The sequence below is a fragment of the Anaerohalosphaeraceae bacterium genome (assembly GCA_035378985.1).
Lineage (GTDB): Bacteria > Planctomycetota > Phycisphaerae > Sedimentisphaerales > Anaerohalosphaeraceae > JAHDQI01.
Map to the genome: position 1 here is coordinate 139,572 of DAOSUR010000002.1, position 17,456 is coordinate 157,027.

A 17,456-nucleotide genomic window follows, 5' to 3' on the forward strand; every position below is an offset into this window, starting at 1 on the left:
GAGTCGGCTGTACGCCGCAAAAGGCATGTCTTTTCATAATGTTTCTCCTGATAAACATACTGTTATACCGAATTCTGCGGCATTGAAGGCATCGGCCGTCGGTCTCCACCGGCAAACCCCGAGTCTGTCCGGCAGAAACGAACGGGTTTTTTGAGCCCGCCGCAAAATCGTCATCACAACGCTTTGTTGTGTTTCAGGACGATTCTTCGCCTGATTACGAAAGAACCACTACACAGTATATCGGTTTTTTTCGGAAAATCAATTCCTTTTTTGTTTTTCGGTGAAAACCTGTGTAAAGTTCGATTGCAAGCGGCGATTTTGGCGATATAATGTCGAGTATAAGAATGGGTCACGGAAGATATCCTGCGGTGGGAAGGATTGTAAGATGTTTAATTTTAACAGGTTAGCAGTTTTTGGACTCTGTGCGGCTTGGGGCTTTTCCGTGCCGGGAATGTGTGAGCAGACTTGGCGATTGTCGCCTGAGTCGGGCTGGCAGGAGGTTTCCGCAAGTCCGGAGGGGCAATTTCTGCTGAAACTTTCGGAAATCAAGCAGCAGATTGAACAGGGTGACAGCGGGGCAGCGGAGCGGGCCCTTGACCATTTGCAGACGGATTTTCCACAGTTTTCCGGGCCTGATTTGGCCCTTTATATCCAGGGGGAGAAGCAGTATATTCGAAATAACTGGTCGAAAGCGGCCAAGCAGTATAAGAAATGTCTGACGGATTATCCGGACAGCCCCCTGCTGATGGCGGCGGCCGAACGGCTGTATTCGATTGGAGCGGCTTATATGGGGGGGCAAAAGAGGCCGTTTTTGAAGATTTTCCGGCTGCCGGCTTACGAAGAGGGAGAAAAAATCCTGCGGGACCTGGCTGACCGCTGGGGGCGGGCACCGCTGGCGTATCGGTCGCTGATTACGATTGCGGAAAACCAGGAACGTCGGGAGCAGTATCTGGATGCATATCAGACATGGTCGGAGATTGCCGACCGCTGGCCGACGGGAGAGAGCGGACGAATTGCTTTGCTGCGAATGGCTCAGACGCTTCATGCTTCGTATCGAAGTCCGCATTATGATGCAACGGTGCTGCGGGGGGCCTCGAGTTATTTTGAGGACTATCGAAAGCGGTATGAAGCCAGTGCATCGGAACTGGGGATTGAACAGACGCTGGAGATGATTGCGGAACAGCAGGCCTACAAGATTTTTTTTGTGGGGCTTTATTATGAACGAACGGAACAGACAGGGGCGGCTCTGATGTATTATCGAACGGCGATGGAGCAGTTTCCTGGGACCCGGGCGGCCCAGATGGCGAAAGAGCATACGTCGGCCCTGGAAGCGGGGCGGAGTCTGCTGCCGGCCAAGAGTTTCCGGCGGAAGTGCATCGAAGCGGGGGCGAGTTTTCTGGACCACTGGTTTGGTTTGGGATATGTGCTGGATTTGCCGACGGGAAAAGAACGGAAACAGCTGAATCCTGCGGAGGGAGTCTAACGTATGGATAAGGGACGGCAAAGATGGATTCTGTTTGCCGCGGCGGTGTGCGGACTTCTGATGACGTTCGGATGTTCCGGATATACCAACCGCTGGCCGTATCCGGAGCAGATACGGACGGTTTATGTGGAGATGTTTGATACGTCGGATTTCCGCCGCGGGTATGAGTATCTGCTGACGGATGCAGTGTGCAAGCAGATTGAGGCCCAGACGCCTTACAAGATTGTATCAGACCGGAAGGCGGCGGATTCGATTCTGAGCGGAACGATCCGAACCGGACAGGGGGTTTTGACGGTGGACCGTCATACCGGCAGGCCCCTGGAGCAGGAGGCCCTGGTGCATGTGACGTTTACGTGGAAAAATCTGCGGACAGGGGAGGTTCTGATTAATCAGGAGACGGTGGCGGCTTCGGAGCCCTATTCGGCTTTTCTGAATCAGGATTTTGAATATTCGGCCGCCCGTGCTGTGAACAAGGCGGCACAGCGTCTCGTAGAGCGGATGGAATCGGGCTGGTAAACGGCGGAAACGAAAAAGACCCTTTCAAGAATGATTGCAGTTCAGAACCGGCAAGGAAAAGACAAATATCTATGACAGAAAAAGAATCCAAGCGCGGACCGAAAGTTCCGCTTCCGAATTATCAGCGGGGTCCTTTAAGCTGGCTTTTGATTGGGCTTGTGCTGATGCTGATGATTTCGACACTGATGCGGATGCAGCGTGTGCAGGAATTGACCTATTCGCCGGAATTTCTGGACCACGTTCGAGCCGGACATGTTAAGTCCGTCGTGATTCACGAGGGCAAGGGCAAAATTCTCGGAGAATTTGACCCGAAATTCATTTCAGACGGCAGGCCCGCACGGTTTGAGGTATCTGTGTCCGAGGTGCTGAAGGATGAAACTCTGCTTCCGCTGCTGGTTTCCCAGCGGGTTGAAGTGAAGATTCAAAAGCCCGATATGTGGGCCCCTCTGCTTTGGAATCTGCTTCCGTTTGTGCTGCTGATTGCGCTGATTTACTTTTTCTTTATCCGAAACATCCGTACCGGCGGCGGGATGCTGATGAATTTCGGCCGCAGCAAGCACCGGGTCCAGGGCAAGAATACCAAGAAGACTTTTGATGACGTGGCAGGGATTGAGGAAGCTAAGGAGGAAGTGGCGGAAATTATTGAGTTTTTGAAGAATCCGAAGAAATTTCAGAAAATCGGGGGCCGTATTCCCCGCGGAGTTCTTCTGGTCGGCCCGCCCGGCTGCGGCAAGACGCTTCTGGCTAAGGCGATTGCCGGCGAGGCGGATGTTCCGTTTTTCAGCATTGCCGGCAGCGATTTTGTGGAGATGTTTGTCGGGGTCGGGGCCAGCCGCGTGCGGGATTTGTTCCGGCAGGCGAAGGAAAACTCCCCGTGCATTATTTTTCTGGATGAGATTGACGCCATCGGCCGCAAGCGAGGGCCGGGATTTGTCAGCGGGGGCCATGATGAGCGGGAACAGACGCTCAATGCAATCCTGGTGGAAATGGACGGTTTTGACACGAATGACCAGGTGATTGTGATAGCAGCGACGAACCGTGCGGATATTCTGGACCATGCGCTGACGCGTCCGGGGCGGTTCGACCGGCAGGTAGTAGTTCCGCTGCCGGATTTGAAGGGGCGGATGAAGATTCTCCAGATTCACGCTCGGCGGGTCAAATGCGGCCCGGATGTGGATTTTGAGCGGCTGGCCCGCGGGACGCCGATGTTCAGCGGAGCGGAACTGGAAGCGCTGATTAATGAGGCGGCCATCAGCGCGAGCATGCAGAACAAGGATTATGTGGAGATGAGTGATCTGGAGGAGGCGCGGGATAAGGTGCGGTGGGGCCGTGCCAAACGCAGCCGGGTGATTGATGAGTATGACAAGCGGCTGACGGCGTATCATGAGGCCGGCCATGCCCTGGTGCAGTCGCTGCTGCCGGATGCCGACCCGCTGCACAAGGTGAGCATCATTCCGCGGGGGCCGATGGGCGGGGCGACGTTTGCACTGCCGGAAAAGGACCGGCTGTATTATTCGAAACGATTCTGTCTGGCGCAGCTGCAGATTTGCTTTGCCGGGCGGATCGCCGTCAAGATGGTTTTCAATGACATAGACAGCGGCGCTTATTCCGATATTCGGCAGGCGACGGCGCTGGCTCGTCAAATGGTGACGGAATGGGGGATGGGCGAAGAGGTCGGGCCGGTTTATTACGGGGCGGACGGGACGGATTCGTATTTCTACGGGCCGATTGGAGCGGAATATTCCCAGAAGACGGCGGAGTTAATTGACCGAGAGGTCAAGAAGCTGCTGGACGCGGCTTATGCGAAGGCAGAGGAACTGCTTGTGCAGCATCGGGATGCGCTGAACCGTCTGGCGGAGGCCCTGCTGAAGTATGAAACGCTGGATGCCGAGGAGGTTAAACTGATTATCAGCGGGGGCAAATTGGAGAAGCCGACGGTTTCGGATCTTCTGAGTATGGAGCAGAAAAAAGTTCCTCCGTCTTCGAAGGAAGAAGATTGGAAAGAATAACAGGGCGGTTTAAGGCGGGTATATGACCGGCAGGTTCGCGGGGATTCGGCGGCTGATTGTCGGCGGTCTTTTTGTCTCTGTTTCTTTTTTTTCGAGGGGCGGGGAAGCTTTGTCTGTGAACCAACCGAAGGGGAACGGTTCTTTTTTTGTGATACGAGTTGTCGATGAGCAGACAGGGCGGGGGGTACCGCTGATGGAGCTGAAGACCACCAACGGAATTTCCTTCTGGACGGACAGTCAGGGAGTCATTGCCTTTTTCGAGCCGGGTCTGATGGAGCGGGAGGTGTACTTTTTTGTGCGGGGTCCGGGGTATGAATATCCGGCGGACGGCTTCGGCAATCGGGGGGTGCGGCTGCAGGTGAAAGCGGGGAAAACGGCTGAAGTTCGGGTTAGGCGTGTGAATGTTGCCGAACGGCTATATCGCATTACGGGCCAGGGCATCTATCGGGACAGTCTGCTGGCAGGGCTTCCGGTACCGCTGAAAAATCCCGATTTAAACGGACAGGTGATGGGGCAGGATTCCGTTCAGACCTGCTGGTACAAAGACAGACTGTACTGGTTTTGGGGAGATACGAATTGTCCGTTTTATCCGCTGGGGAACTTTGCGACCTCCGGGGCAGTATCTGTGCTGCCGAGGCAGGGCGGAGTGGACCCGGCTGTTGGAGTGGACCTGCACTATTTTACGGACGAGAGGGGCTTTTGCAAAAAGATGGTACCGCTGCCGGAGGAGGGGGTCGTTTGGATTGAGGGGGTTTGTGCTGTAAAGGATTCGGAAGACAGGGAACATATGACGGCCTTCTTTTCGCGACGCAAAGGACTTGCAGAGCCCCTGGAGTACGGCCTTCTGGAATATGACGATTCGGCCTGTCAGTTTCGTCCGGTGCTTCGAAGCGAGAAGAATTTGGTTCCATTCGGCGGCGTCGGTCATCCCTTTGGGGCGGTCTGCGGTGAAAAACGCTATTTTTATTTTGCTGTGCCGTTTCCCCTGAGTGTTCGACTGCGGATTTCCGCCTCCTGGGAGGATATGCTTTGTCCGGAACGGTATGAGATTTTCACGGCGTTGGGCGGTTCTCCGACAGGTTCGAGCGGCGGCGGGGCGGGGTATCGGTGGATTTCTTTGAGGGAATTGCAGACTCAATGGAAATCCGCAGATGAACTGAAGAAGGCCCTGCAGAAAGAAAGACAGAACAGTGCCCTTTTGTATGATATCAGGAGCGGGGCTTCCGTTGTTCCTCATAACGGTTCAGTTTCCTGGAATGCGTACCGGCGGAAATGGATTCTGATTGCGGTTCAGCAGGGCGGGGAATCCTCCTATTTGGGGGAGGTGTGGTATGCGGAGGCCGACACACCCGCAGGGCCGTGGGGATATGCTCAAAAGGTTGTTTCGCACGAGCGGTATTCCTTTTACAATCCGAAGCATCACCCCTATTTTGACCAGGAGGAGGGACGCATCATTTATTTTGAGGGGACGTACAGTTTTACCTTCTCCGGTTCGGCGGAGACGGCTGTGCCGCGGTATGATTACAATCAGATAATGTACCGGCTCGATTTGTCGGATGAACGCCTTCGGCTTCCGGAACCGGTTTATGAGATTCACAGGAATGACGGCAGGCCGGAGTATTTGTTTGGTTCGCAGGTCAGAAGTGAACAGAAGGAGGGAAACGTTGCAGGGATAGCATTTTGGACCGTCAGTCCGGACAGGGCTTTTGAAGGACTGATTCCGATTTATGCGGCGAGGATGGAAGACGGACAAATCCGATTCAGCAAAGAATCGGGCGGCGGGACGGAAAAACCTCTTTTCTATGCCGTGCCGGCGGGGACGGAAGCATCAAGTCGTGTCCTTGTTCCTTTGTTTGAGTACAGACACAAGGAAACCGGTTTGTTTTGCTATTCGGTTGGAATGCAAAAGGGGACAGAGTGGGAAAAGGGTTCAGAGCCGCTCTGTTGGGTCTGGAAAAATCCGTCCGAAAAATGGACGGCGGACTGGGAAGCGCGGCCCTGGACTGCGTGGTAAGGCCGAAACATTTCTTTTCAAAAACCTGACGGGTTGTCTTGTCATTTTGGCAGGATTTTTCTAAAAGACATCGGAGATTGAAAATTTTGTATCTTTCTGTATTACAAGGACTTGTGCTCGTTTGTCTGTTCTGGCACGGATTTTGTATTATAGAAAAGTGACGGTTGAACAAGAAAAACAAGTCAATCGTACTTTCAGGAAAGGGAGGTGAGATCTATGGCACTGATTGAATTGGTACCCTGGAGAACAGGACGCAGAAATCTTTCGGTACGAGGCAGCGAGCTTGAAAATCCTTTCGTGGCGCTGCAGCGGCAGATGAGCCGACTCTTTGATGATTTCTTCAGTGATTTCGGTCTGCAGCCCTGGAAAGGATGGACGGGTTTTGACGGCGGATTCTATCCTCGAATGGATGTGGCTGAAACCGATAAGGAAATCACGGTCACCGCCGAACTGCCCGGGATTGAGCAGAAAGATATCGAGATTTCTCTGGCAGACGGCGTTCTGACCCTGAAAGGGGAGAAGAAGCAGTCGTCTGAAGAGAAGAAAGAGGGCTACTATCATTCCGAGCGCAGCTTCGGGGCCTTCAGCCGATCGGTGGCGTTGCCTGCGGAGGTGGATGAAAACAAGGTGGAAGCCACATACAAAGACGGTGTCTTGAAGATCCGCCTGCCCAAAACCGAAAACCAGAAGGCTCGCGCCAAGAAGATTGAGGTCAAAGCCGGATAATTCCGGCTTTCCAAAAGAGGGCCCGGAAGGCCCTCTTTTTTCTTTTTTTAAGATTGGACATTTGAATGGAAAGGAAGGGATCTATGTTTCGAAACATCCGGAGTCGAGCGGTCTTAACGGTTTTTGCAGGAGTATGGATGCTGAGTCTGCCGGTGCTGGCGGGCTCAAACGAGACGGCGGAACTTAAGCGAACATCCAAAGCCTTTACGGAAGCAGTCAAAGAGGTTCTGCCGGCGGTAGTTGCGGTGCAGTCGGAATATACGGTGCAGGGGATTTCCTACCGCTCACCGTTTGAAGACGATTTTTTTGAGAGATTTTTCGGACCGAGATTCCGGATGCCTGTGCCCCGGGAGGAAAAGCGTATTGGTCAGGGGTCAGGTTTTCTGATTTCCGAAGATGGGTATCTCCTGACCAATCATCATGTTGTGGCGGATGCAAGCAAGATTACAATTCTGCTGCATGATGGCCGTCGTTTTGAAAACGTGGAGATTGTCGGTTCGGATGAGAAGGCCGATTTGGCTTTGCTGAAGATTCCGGATGTGAAGGGGCTGCCGACTGTGAAAATGGGCAATTCCGATTTGCTTGAGGTGGGCGAGTGGGTGATTGCGGTCGGCAATCCGTTCGGGCTGACGGAAACAGTTACGGTTGGGGTTGTCAGCGCCAAGGGGCGGCGAATCCGAGGCGATGACCCCGGTGTTTATGAGGATTTTATTCAAACGGATGCAGCGATAAACCCGGGCAATTCCGGCGGACCGCTTTTGAATATTGACGGGGAGGTAGTGGGGATTAATGCGGCCATTGTAACGGGCGATACGGGTGTTCGCGGCTATATGGGAATCGGGCTGGCAGTGCCGATTAATATGGCCAAGTCAATGGCCGAACAGATGATGAAGACCGGCAAATTCGTCCGCGGCTATGCAGGAATCGGGCTGCAGGATTTGACGGAGGATATTGCACAGGGTCTGGATTTGAAGATTCGCAAGGGGGCGATTATTACACAGGTGTATGAGAACTCGCCGGCGGAGGAAGCCGGTCTGCAGGCGGATGATATTGTCATTTCAATTGACAACCGGGAGATTCACAACAGTCAGGATGTCCGCAATGTGGTTGGATATTCGGCGCCGGGGACGAAGCTGACCTTTGTGGTTTTGCGGAACGGAAGTGAGAAGAAGATTACTCTGACGGTCGGGGCCCGTCCGGTGGCGGAGGATATGATTGAGCAGCTGGGGATTCAGGTCAAGAACAGCGATGACGGAGTCGGTGTAGTGATTACGGATGTGAAGGAAGACAGCGATGCAGCACGGGTAGGGCTTCAGTCCGGGATGGTCATTCTGAGCGTAAACCGCGAACGGGTCAATTCGGTCAAGGAGTTCAAAGAAGCTCTTCGAAAGGCCGAAGGCAAGGACAAGGTTATTTTATCCGTCAAGGCGGATCGAATGACGTATTATGTGGTGCTGCCGCTGAAAAAATAACGGCGGAAGATGTGCGGCGAATTCAGCAGGCATCGAGAGGATTCTCTCGATGCCTGCTTTTTTTATTGTTTTTGGGTTAACTGACGTGTGAGATTTTCAATTCGCAGGCGAATCTGTTCATCGGTTTTGAAGATTTCTTCGATTTTGGTGCAGGCGTGCAGGACGGTGGAGTGGTCTCGTCCGCCGAGGTGACCGCCGATTTCCTCCAGACTGTGGCGGGTAAGCTGTCGGCCCAGATACATACAGATTTGCCGGGGCAGGGTGATGCTTTGGCTTCGTTTTTTGCTTTGGAGGTCTGTAATGCGGATATCGAATTCCCGGCTGACGGCTTCGATGATGTCGGCCATGGTGATGGTTCGCTGGGCGGCGGTCTGCTGAATGCCGAGCGCCTGGCGGGTCAGTTCGGGAGTAATGGGCTGGCCGACGGTTCTGGCGGTGGCATACAAAACCGTCAGGGCGCCTTCGATTTCACGAATGTTAGACTGGACGTGTTCCGCAATCATTTCTGCAACGCCCTCGGGCAGGTGAATGCCGCGAAGGCCGGCCTTCTTTTTGACGATGGCGATGCGGGTTTCATAACTGGGCGGGTCCAGCCGTGCAACCAGACCCCACTTAAAGCGGCTGATGAGACGCTCTTCGAGAGAAGGCAGTTGAGCGGGCGGGCAGTCGGCGGTCAGAATGATTTGCCGGCGGTTGTTGTAGAGGGCGTTAAATGTATGGAAAAACTCCTCCTGACTCTGTTCGCGTTCCCGGAGAAACTGGATATCGTCAATAATCAGAACATCGACACTGCGATGCTGATTTTGAAAGTCGGCCAGTCGTCCCTGTTCAATCGCGCTGATAAAGCCGTTGACAAACTGTTCACAGCTGAGAAAGCGGATGGACAGATTGCCGTTGTTTTCACGGGAGGCATGACAAACGGCGTGAAGGAGATGGGTTTTGCCCAGTCCCACGCTGCCGTATAGAAAGAGGGGGTTGTAAACCGTGCCGGGATTCTGGCTGACGGCGATGCAGCTGGCGTGAGCCAGACGATTGCAGGGACCGACGACGAAGTTGTCAAATGTATAGTCGGGATGCAGACGCAAACCGTTCAGGGAGGCCGTGAAGACATTTGAGTCCGCGGAAACGGGGTGAATAGAATGGAAACTGACGGAAACAAGGAAGCCGGTGATTTTCTGTGCGGCTTTGGTAAAAACGGACAGGCAATGGTCATTCAGGTAGTCGACTTTAGTCTGATCCGGGCAGCCGATGTCGAGATGGCCGCCGCTGAAGGACAGTGCAGTCAGGTCGCTGAACCAGGTGCGGACGTTGACGGGGTCCGTCGAGCGGACTTCCTCGAGAATCTGCTCCAAAATATATGCCGGTTCCTGCTGTTTCACCTTTTCTTTCCGCGAGTACGGGGCAGAAGATTTTTGTAAGAACCCTCCTGTCCTTGCTGTTCCCGAAAAAGATACTGTATCGATTCCCGGCGGTTCTGTCAACGCTGAAACAATTCGCATCTGAGCAAAATCGTCAGAATTGAGCTTGCAAAAGATTCAGGATTTTGGCACACTGATTGCTTCATCAAAATGAGAATCGAGGATGTGGTGCTGATATGGGTTTCTTTACTAAAACGGTTCAGTATCTCCGCGAACATCTGAGCAAGACGCGAAGCAAAATTGCCTCCGGGTTGGCCGCGGTGCTCGGGTTGGGCCGGGATTTGGATGAAGAGATTCTCGAACGCCTGGAAGAGACACTCATCAGCGATGATATCGGGGTGGAAACAACCCAGCGGCTGATCGAGGATTTGCGGAATGCCTACAAGAAGAAGGAGATTGTCAAGACCGATGAGGTGATTCCGTTTTTGAAGGAACATATCAAGAACTACTGGCCTGTGGAGGACCGTCGGCTTAAGACGGCGGCTTCCGGCCCGACGGTGATTCTGGTAGCCGGGGTGAACGGGTCGGGCAAGACGACAAGCATCGCCAAGCTGGCGTATATGCTCAGCCGCGGGGGCAGAAAAGTGATTGTGGCGGCCTGCGATACGTTCCGGGCGGCGGCGGTCGAGCAGCTGAGTATCTGGGCGGAGCGGATTGGGGTGCAGATTGTCAAGCACAAGCAGGGGGCGGACCCGGCGGCGGTGGCCTATGATGCGGCGTCGGCGGCCCTGGCTCGTCAGGCGGATTACCTGATTCTGGATACGGCCGGACGGCTTCATACCCAGAAGCATCTGATGGAGGAACTAACCAAGATTCGAAATGTGGTTTCCAAGCATATCCCCGGTGCACCGCACGAGGTGCTGTTGGTGGTGGATGCTACGACGGGGCAAAATGCCATTCAGCAGGCCAGGATGTTTACACAGGCGATTGATGTGACGGGGATTTTTTTGGCAAAACTGGACGGAACGGCCCGGGGGGGAATCGTGATTGCCATCAAGGATATGCTGAATATTCCGGTGAAGTTTGTCGGGCTGGGGGAAACGCCGGAGGATATTGCCGAGTTTGACCCGCAGGAGTTTGTGGAGGCCCTTTTCAGTTAGCAGCGGAATTTTCTTGACAAAATTTCTCGGTTGTCTTATAGGTCAAGTCTGATGGAAGGAAGACGGCGGTTGAGAGCCGGAAAGGGTTATAAAGTCTTTTGAATATGTGATTTAGCGGGCGTAGTTCAGTGGTAGAACACCAGCTTCCCAAGCTGGATACGCCAGTTCGATTCTGGTCGCCCGCAGTCATGGAGAGGGGGGATTGATTATCTTTAAGTTGTCACCGGTGTCTTGGAGTTCGTACAGTCGTGCGCGGGACTGGGGGCTCATTGTGGGGTGGTGGACGACGAGCATCAGTCGGCCGTCAAAGGTTTTAAAGATCATGCCGTGTCCGCTGTTGTCGGTCAGAAGCGGCGGAAGCTGCCGCCAGGGGCCGATGAGGCGTCCGGAGAGAGAATAGGCCAGGGCCTGGGCGTATTGGCCGTCCTGAATCCAGCTGGACCAAAGCATCAGGAGCCGGCCGGTTTTGGTGCGCCAGAAAAAGGGGCCGTCTGTAACGAAATTTCGCGGCGGGTCATTGGGTTCTGCCTGCCAGGGCTGTATCCAGGGTGCGTCGGAACCGCGAAACAGCAGGACGGGTTCCCCGACAGCAATGGACAAGTCATCTTGGAGGGGGACGGCTTCAATTGTACCATCAGTAATCTGAATCCATTCGTGACAATAGACCAGCCAGGGCCTGCCGTCTTCGATAAAAAGGGTTCCGTCCAGCGTCATTCGTTCCGGCGGGGCGGTCGGGCGGTCTGTGAGGGGCTTAAAGGGGCCTTCCGGACTGTCGCTGACAAAAACCTGTGTGCCCCGCATATGAGTCGTTTGTCGGCTGCGAGGGCCCATCGGGAGCCGTTTATCGCGATTGTGGAGGGTGACGAACAGGTAATATTTGTCTTTGTATAGATGAACTTCCGGGGCCCAGGCGCCGTGGGCCGGGTTGGCCCATCCGTTTTTTGGAACTTCGAAGACAACCTTGGGACCCTGCCATTTGTTGAGGTCTTTGCTGGTATAGACGACAACGCCCGCCTGACCCCGCGGCAGAGCACCGGAGGTGACGGAGGTATAAAGGTAATAGGTTTGGCTTTTGGAATCGGGCAGAATGAAGGGGTCGTGGACGCGAAAATCCTGCAAAGACATTTCAGAGGCAATCAGGATACCTGACAAGAGGACTGCCGGTGTAAGAAGGGACCGTATATGCTGTTTAAAACTCATTTTTATTTTTCCTTGTTTCCCGGGTTTTCCGGGAAATAGTTTATTTTCGTTTTGGGGTTTTTGAAAGGGTTTATTGAAAAAAGAGTATGCGGAGTTGTCTTCGGTTTGAACAGAGGATAAAATGGAGGGTATGAAAATGGGGCGAATGATTCGGATGGGGGTTTTGGGGGTGTGGGCAGGCGGGGTTGTTTTTTTCTTATGTTCCTGTCGGAAGCTGCTTCCGAATTCTTCAAGGGAGGACAAGCCGAGGACTTCTGCTGAACGGACTGATGCGGCGGCTGTGCCGGAGCGTTCGGCGGGGTGGAATCGTCCGCGTACGGCGGAACGGCAGCGCGAGCGGATGCAGATGGTCAATCGGATTCGGCAGGAATACGGCCTGACGGATGAGCGGGTTTTGGAGGCGATGCAGAATGTGCCGCGTCACTGGTTTGTGCCCGCCTCGCAGCAGCCCTATGCATATCTCGATTCGCCGCTGCCGATTGGGTACGGGCAGACGATTTCACAGCCGTTTATTGTGGCATATATGACCAGCGTGCTGAAGTTGGAGCCGAATGAGCGGGTGCTTGAGATTGGCACCGGGTCAGGATATCAGGCGGCGGTGCTGAATGAGTTTACGCCCCATGTGTTTACGATGGAAATTGTTCGTCCGCTGGCCGAGCGGGCGATCGAGACGTTTTCCCAGTATGGATACGAGACGATTCAGGTACGAATTGGGGACGGCTATAAGGGCTGGCCGGAGGCGGCGCCGTTTGATGCCGTTATCGTGACGTGTGCGCCGGACGAAATCCCCAAACCGCTGCTGGAGCAGCTCAAGCCGGGCGGAAGGATGATTATTCCGGTGAGCAGCGAGAGGAGCGTGCAGGAACTGGTCTTGGTGGAAAAGGACAGCCGGGGAGACATTCGCAGACGTTCTGTAATGCCCGTGCGGTTCGTCCCGCTGATACGGGAGAAAGACTAATTTCAGAGACGGATGAAAGGCCGTAGGAAAAACGGCGGCTGTCCCTGATTTTAGGCCGGTTTCCGAGCGGCGGAGGCGCAGAAACGGCCCATCAGCATCATTACACGGTTGAGTTTGTCGGGGGAGCCGTCCATTTCGGCATAGGCAGTGATTAATTCGAGCAGTTCGGGGTCAGGGTCTTTGCGTCCGTACTGATGGGAGGTATTCACAATGCCGGCATCCAGGCCGTATTCCATAGCCTTGGCGACATAGGCGCGGCAGATGCCGATTTTGCGTCCGGGCAGGTCTCGGCAGCAGTTGCTGATGCCCAGCGAGCAATGACAGTGTTTGAGTTTGGGGTCGCTTTTGATGCGTTTGATGGTTTCAAAGGCGCGGTAGGTATAGCCGGGAATGCCGGGTTCCATCGGCAGGTCAATGGCGATGGGAAAGACGGTAGAGTCGAAGAAGATTTCTTCGGGCTTGAAGCCGTACTGCATGGCTTTGTCGTAGAGGCTGTGGGCCAGCTGGACGAGCTCCTCGACGGAATGCGAGCCGCCGGGGCCTTTGGGACGGCCTTCGGTCACCAGCAGGCCGATGAAACGGAAATCATACTGACGCTTGAGGGGCATAATTTGATCGGCCGTGAAGACTTTGATGGAATTGAGCAGCGGAGGCTTGACGGGCTGGTCGGTGTTGTACCATTCCTGCAGGCCGGCGATGAGGACGTCATTGTTGCTGGTATCGATGCAGACAGGGACCCCTTTGCCCCAGCGGCGGACGAGTCTGACGTATTCTTTCATCATCCGCACGGCGGTTTGCGGATTGTCTTCTCCGAAGGCATCGAGGTTGACGGCGATATAGTCGGCTCCTTCATCGGCTTGGGTTTCAATGAGGGCCTGGATGTACGACAGCGGGCCGCTGGGGGCGATATAGGCGTTCGGGCCGAGGGCATCCAGTTCTTTCATCACAGCGCCGGTTTTGGGAATCGAGGCATGGATGGCTTCGCCGATTTGAATCAGAGGTGCATGCATCGTATGGTCCTTTCCGAATAGATAGTTGATAATCGAGCTCGTATGTTCAAGGGACGGGATGCGCGGTTTGTTGATGCGGGTGCGGAGAGTCTGCCGGCCGTCGGGCTCGGTAAGGGCGAATTGATAGACCGTTTCGCCGACGCAGATACGGTTCAGATTATTGCCGCAGAAGCCGTCCACGGCCGCATCCCCGCAGGGGACATTGTCGAGGCCTTTTTCGCATTCCCCGATGGTGCAGCTGCCGAAATTTTCAGGCAGATAACAGTCGCCGCATTCTTCGCATTCGAAGAGGAGGTATTTGACGGGTTTCTCGACGGCATTAAAGAGTTTATAGGTACAGTTTTGTTCGTTATCGGCTCGGAAGAAACGAAGAGTCTTTTTGAAGGCATGAAAACCGATATGGTTTGGGTCAAGCAGGAACCGGTGCATAAAGTCAAAGAATCGTTTGCGGACGGTTTTTCCGGGAGTTGAGAGCGGGGTTTGTCGGCCGGTGTCATCGTAGAGATAAAAGGTCTTTTTCGGGGGCCAATAAAGGTTGTCTTTGAAGGGCTGCCAGTCGGTTCCGATTTCGGCGGCTCGACGAAGGATACGAATAAAGGTTGAGTAGTCGTGGACGCCGCCGACATCGATGCCCGCGGCACCGAGAGCTCGGTACATCGCAATCTGCTGCGCGGCCCGCTCGATGTGCTGTTCAACGGATTCAGATTGGAGTTTGGCCAGAAGTTCATCACTCACGAAGCATCCCGGCAGCTTGATGTCGTGCATCAGGCGGGGAGCAGGGGTAAGGGTCGTGAGCCAATAGACATTTCCGATAACGGGAATGCGGATATGATTGTCTCGGAGATACTGCATTAACTCGAGGGATTTTCTCCAGTCCCAGCCGACCTGAGTGATGAGGAATTGGGCACCGGCGGTGATTTTCTTTTCCATTTTGTAGTATTGCTGCATCAGGGACGGCTCGGTGTATTTGAACGGCGATACGGCCGCACCGGGAAAGAACTGATGGATCGAATCCCACTGGCCGGGTTTGGCATTCAGGACGGCTTTTTGGTTTTCGCGTTTGATTAGAGAAAGCAGGCCGATGGATTCGAGTTCGAAGACGCCTTTGGCGGCGACGGGTTTGTCGCCGGTAAGGGCAAGGATGCTTTCGATGCCGCGCTGACGGTATCCGATCAGGGAACTCAGGAGCGAATCCGCGTTGGCGTCTTTGCAGGTCAAGTGAGGTATGATATCCAGATTGTCTGCAAGGTGATTTTTGTCGAGGACGGCGATGACATCGGCGGGGTCGAGATTCGCGATGCCGCCGGGATTTTGAGGCAGTGTGATGCCGGCTAAGATAAATTCGGCAGGGATATCCTGGCTCCCTTTTTCCTGATATTGTTTCAGGAAATTCAAAATGGGGGCAAAGCTGTAATTGGGGCCGCCGGTCAACTCGGCAATGACGGCAAATTTTTCCTGTTTCTTTAAGATTTGTCTGAGAGTTTGTTTGCCGGCCATAAAGTTCTCCACAGGGCTGATTCCCGCTTTCCTTCTTCGCGGAAGCTTCGAAGGATAGGATGCGGAAATGACAGCGGAACATTTTCTTAGCAAGTATTATGCATAAAGCCGGAGAAGAATAAAGAACGGAACAATTAGAATTTTCGCTCTCGAATAAAGATTTTCTATTCCCTCAGAAATAGAAATGTGGAAAACCTGTGAATAAACTCCATGTTTTTAAGTTGAAATAAGATATATTAGACCGGTATACTTTTCTTTTAATGATATAAAAATCCAAAAATCGAGAAATAGGGGATCTTTCTGAAATTCTTTATATTCGTAATTCATTTTTAAAAAATGACTTATATGCGTATTGCTGTTGAAATGAAGTAGGATACCGACCAGTATGTATATTATTATTGATTTGTTAGATTTTTGTGTATTTTGGATTTTACAACATGACAATTGTGAATGATTAGTGGATAAGTAGTTTTTCGCGGAGGTTCTTTCCCGCCTAAATAAATAATGGAATGAGCAAAGGATGCAGAAAATCTGCTGAAGAAAAAGATTTCTTGACAGGTTGGGTTTTGTTTATTACTAAGTCATCAAGAGAGTTCAAGAAAAGAAAATGAAAAAGGAGGTCAATGTATGGTTCCAAACATGGAGGGTCAAAATCCGGCCGCTGCAACCAATGAAAGTGCAACCCCATCCAAGGATGCTTTGAATCTAGCGGTTTTGTGCCATGTGCTGGGGTTTTTTACGAGCATTCTGGGGCCGCTGATTTTATGGCTGATGAAGAAAGATGGCGATGCTTATGTGGAACATCACGGGCGAGAGGCCCTGAATTTTCAGATTACGCTTTTGATTGCTTATCTTGTCGGCGGGATTTTGAGTTTTGTTTGCATAGGATTTGTAATAATTGCGGCGGCGTGGATAGCAAATATTGTTTTTTCTATTTTAGCGGCGGTAGCGGCGTCGAAAGGACAGCGGTACCAGTATCCGGTATCTCTGCGGCTGATTAAATAATGAGGGGAGAAAACGAGGCGGCATGTCTTTTTCCTGTGAAAGGAAAGGACATGCCGTTTTGCTGCGCCCGCAGAGCGGAAGAGTCGTTGCAAAACTGCCGGGCGTTGTTATGATGGCCCTGATGGCAAAAGATAGGGAAAAAGAACATCCGTTGGGTACAGGGCCGATCGCCCAGAACAAGAAGGCCCGTTTCGAGTATGAAATCGTTGAAACGGTCGAGGCGGGGATTTCTCTGTTGGGAACCGAGGTCAAGAGTCTGCGGGCCAAGCAATGCGACCTGGAGGGAGCTTACGCGAAGATTCAGGATGGGGAATGCTGGCTGATTGGGTGCAAGATTGCTCCGTACCTGCAGGCGGGGGGAGCCAATCATGACCCCATCCGAAAGCGAAAGCTGCTGCTGCATCGCAGTCAGATTCGCAAGATTCGAAGCAAACTGGAACAGCGGGGGTTTACGCTGGTGCCGCTGAAAGTCTATTTCAATGCCAGAGGATATGCAAAGGTGGAATTGGGGCTGGCGCGGGGAAAACGCCAGTACGACAAACGGCAGAAGATGCAGGAACGCCAGATGAAGCGGGATTTAGAGAGGGGCAGGAAGAAATATAAAGGGAAGTTTTAAATCCTAAACCCTAAATCCTAAACAATTCAGAAAACCAAACGGGAGAATGCCGATGGCTGATGAAAAAAAGATTATTGTTGATGAGGATTGGAAAAGTCAGGCCCAGAAAGAAAAAGAGCAGCTGAAGGCGCAGGAGGAGGCCTCCAAGAAGGACGGCTCGGATAAGGGGCCGATGGAAATGCCGCCGGCGGATTTTCTGGGGCTGGTAAGCATTCTGGCTTCGCAGGCGTTCTATGCGCTGGGGGTGATTCGCAGTGCGGCGGACAAGGACAAGGAGATTGAGCCGGACCTGCCGATGGCACGATACCACATCGATTTGCTGGCGATGCTGGAGGAAAAGTGCAAGGGAAATCTGACGAGAGAGGAACAGGCCGTCCTGACGGAAACGCTCTCTCAGCTGCGGATGGTGTTTGTGAAGCTGTCGATGTAAAG

At 53.2% G+C, this 17,456-nt stretch carries 14 protein-coding genes and 1 tRNA gene; 12 read left to right on the forward strand and 3 right to left on the reverse strand.

Annotated features, from left to right (window positions below):
* Positions 1-385 precede the first annotated feature (385 nt).
* From PKY88_02875 to PKY88_02900, 6 genes are all read left to right on the forward strand, one after another.
* A complete protein-coding gene (locus PKY88_02875; GenBank protein HOQ04144.1) occupies positions 386-1,483 on the forward strand; it encodes a hypothetical protein in 1,098 nt (365 codons plus the stop codon).
* A gap of 3 nt (positions 1,484-1,486) precedes the next feature.
* Positions 1,487-1,999, forward strand: a complete 513-nt coding sequence (gene lptE, locus PKY88_02880) for an LPS assembly lipoprotein LptE (GenBank protein HOQ04145.1) — start codon at positions 1,487-1,489, stop codon at positions 1,997-1,999.
* A gap of 71 nt (positions 2,000-2,070) precedes the next feature.
* On the forward strand, positions 2,071-4,008 hold the full coding sequence (ftsH, locus tag PKY88_02885; GenBank protein ID HOQ04146.1) for an ATP-dependent zinc metalloprotease FtsH: 1,938 nt from the start codon (positions 2,071-2,073) through the stop codon (positions 4,006-4,008).
* Between the two features lie 22 nt (positions 4,009-4,030).
* Positions 4,031-6,022 carry a hypothetical protein gene (locus tag PKY88_02890; protein HOQ04147.1) on the forward strand — a complete coding sequence of 664 codons (1,992 nt, stop codon included), beginning with the start codon at positions 4,031-4,033 and terminating at the stop codon, positions 6,020-6,022.
* Positions 6,023-6,238: 216 nt separating this feature from the next.
* A complete protein-coding gene (locus tag PKY88_02895; GenBank protein HOQ04148.1) occupies positions 6,239-6,748 on the forward strand; it encodes an Hsp20/alpha crystallin family protein in 510 nt (169 codons plus the stop codon).
* A gap of 83 nt (positions 6,749-6,831) precedes the next feature.
* Complete coding sequence (locus PKY88_02900; GenBank protein ID HOQ04149.1) at positions 6,832-8,220, forward strand: Do family serine endopeptidase; 1,389 nt, start codon at positions 6,832-6,834, stop codon at positions 8,218-8,220.
* A 62-nt stretch (positions 8,221-8,282) separates the two neighbouring features.
* Here PKY88_02900 and dnaA read toward each other — a convergent pair whose 3' ends face one another.
* Positions 8,283-9,599: a chromosomal replication initiator protein DnaA gene (dnaA, locus tag PKY88_02905; protein HOQ04150.1), complete on the reverse strand. Its 1,317-nt coding sequence runs from the start codon at positions 9,597-9,599 to the stop codon at positions 8,283-8,285.
* Between the two features lie 215 nt (positions 9,600-9,814).
* On the opposite strand from dnaA, the gene ftsY reads away from it, so the two are divergent.
* Both ftsY and PKY88_02915 read left to right on the forward strand, forming a co-directional pair.
* Complete coding sequence (gene ftsY, locus PKY88_02910; protein HOQ04151.1) at positions 9,815-10,738, forward strand: signal recognition particle-docking protein FtsY; 924 nt, start codon at positions 9,815-9,817, stop codon at positions 10,736-10,738.
* A 114-nt stretch (positions 10,739-10,852) separates the two neighbouring features.
* Positions 10,853-10,923: transfer RNA gene (locus tag PKY88_02915), tRNA-Gly, on the forward strand.
* 1 nt (position 10,924) lies between these two features.
* Here the strand turns inward: PKY88_02915 and PKY88_02920 are convergent.
* Positions 10,925-11,938 (reverse strand): glycoside hydrolase family 43 protein, encoded by a 1,014-nt coding sequence (locus PKY88_02920; protein HOQ04152.1) that lies wholly within the window; start codon positions 11,936-11,938, stop codon positions 10,925-10,927.
* Between the two features lie 136 nt (positions 11,939-12,074).
* Between PKY88_02920 and PKY88_02925 the strand changes: the two genes are divergently transcribed.
* Complete coding sequence (locus tag PKY88_02925) at positions 12,075-12,896, forward strand: protein-L-isoaspartate(D-aspartate) O-methyltransferase (protein HOQ04153.1); 822 nt, start codon at positions 12,075-12,077, stop codon at positions 12,894-12,896.
* Positions 12,897-12,946: 50 nt separating this feature from the next.
* On the opposite strand, the gene PKY88_02930 is transcribed toward PKY88_02925, so the two are convergent.
* Positions 12,947-15,403, reverse strand: a complete 2,457-nt coding sequence (locus PKY88_02930) for a methylenetetrahydrofolate reductase C-terminal domain-containing protein (protein HOQ04154.1) — start codon at positions 15,401-15,403, stop codon at positions 12,947-12,949.
* A 627-nt stretch (positions 15,404-16,030) separates the two neighbouring features.
* Here PKY88_02930 and PKY88_02935 point away from each other — a divergent pair.
* From PKY88_02935 to PKY88_02945, 3 genes are read left to right on the forward strand one after another with little or no spacing between them, the layout of a single operon-like run.
* On the forward strand, positions 16,031-16,408 hold the full coding sequence (locus tag PKY88_02935) for a DUF4870 domain-containing protein (protein ID HOQ04155.1): 378 nt from the start codon (positions 16,031-16,033) through the stop codon (positions 16,406-16,408).
* A gap of 58 nt (positions 16,409-16,466) precedes the next feature.
* Complete coding sequence (smpB, locus tag PKY88_02940; GenBank protein ID HOQ04156.1) at positions 16,467-17,024, forward strand: SsrA-binding protein SmpB; 558 nt, start codon at positions 16,467-16,469, stop codon at positions 17,022-17,024.
* Positions 17,025-17,076: 52 nt separating this feature from the next.
* A complete protein-coding gene (locus PKY88_02945; GenBank protein ID HOQ04157.1) occupies positions 17,077-17,454 on the forward strand; it encodes a DUF1844 domain-containing protein in 378 nt (125 codons plus the stop codon).
* Positions 17,455-17,456: the final 2 nt, after the last annotated feature.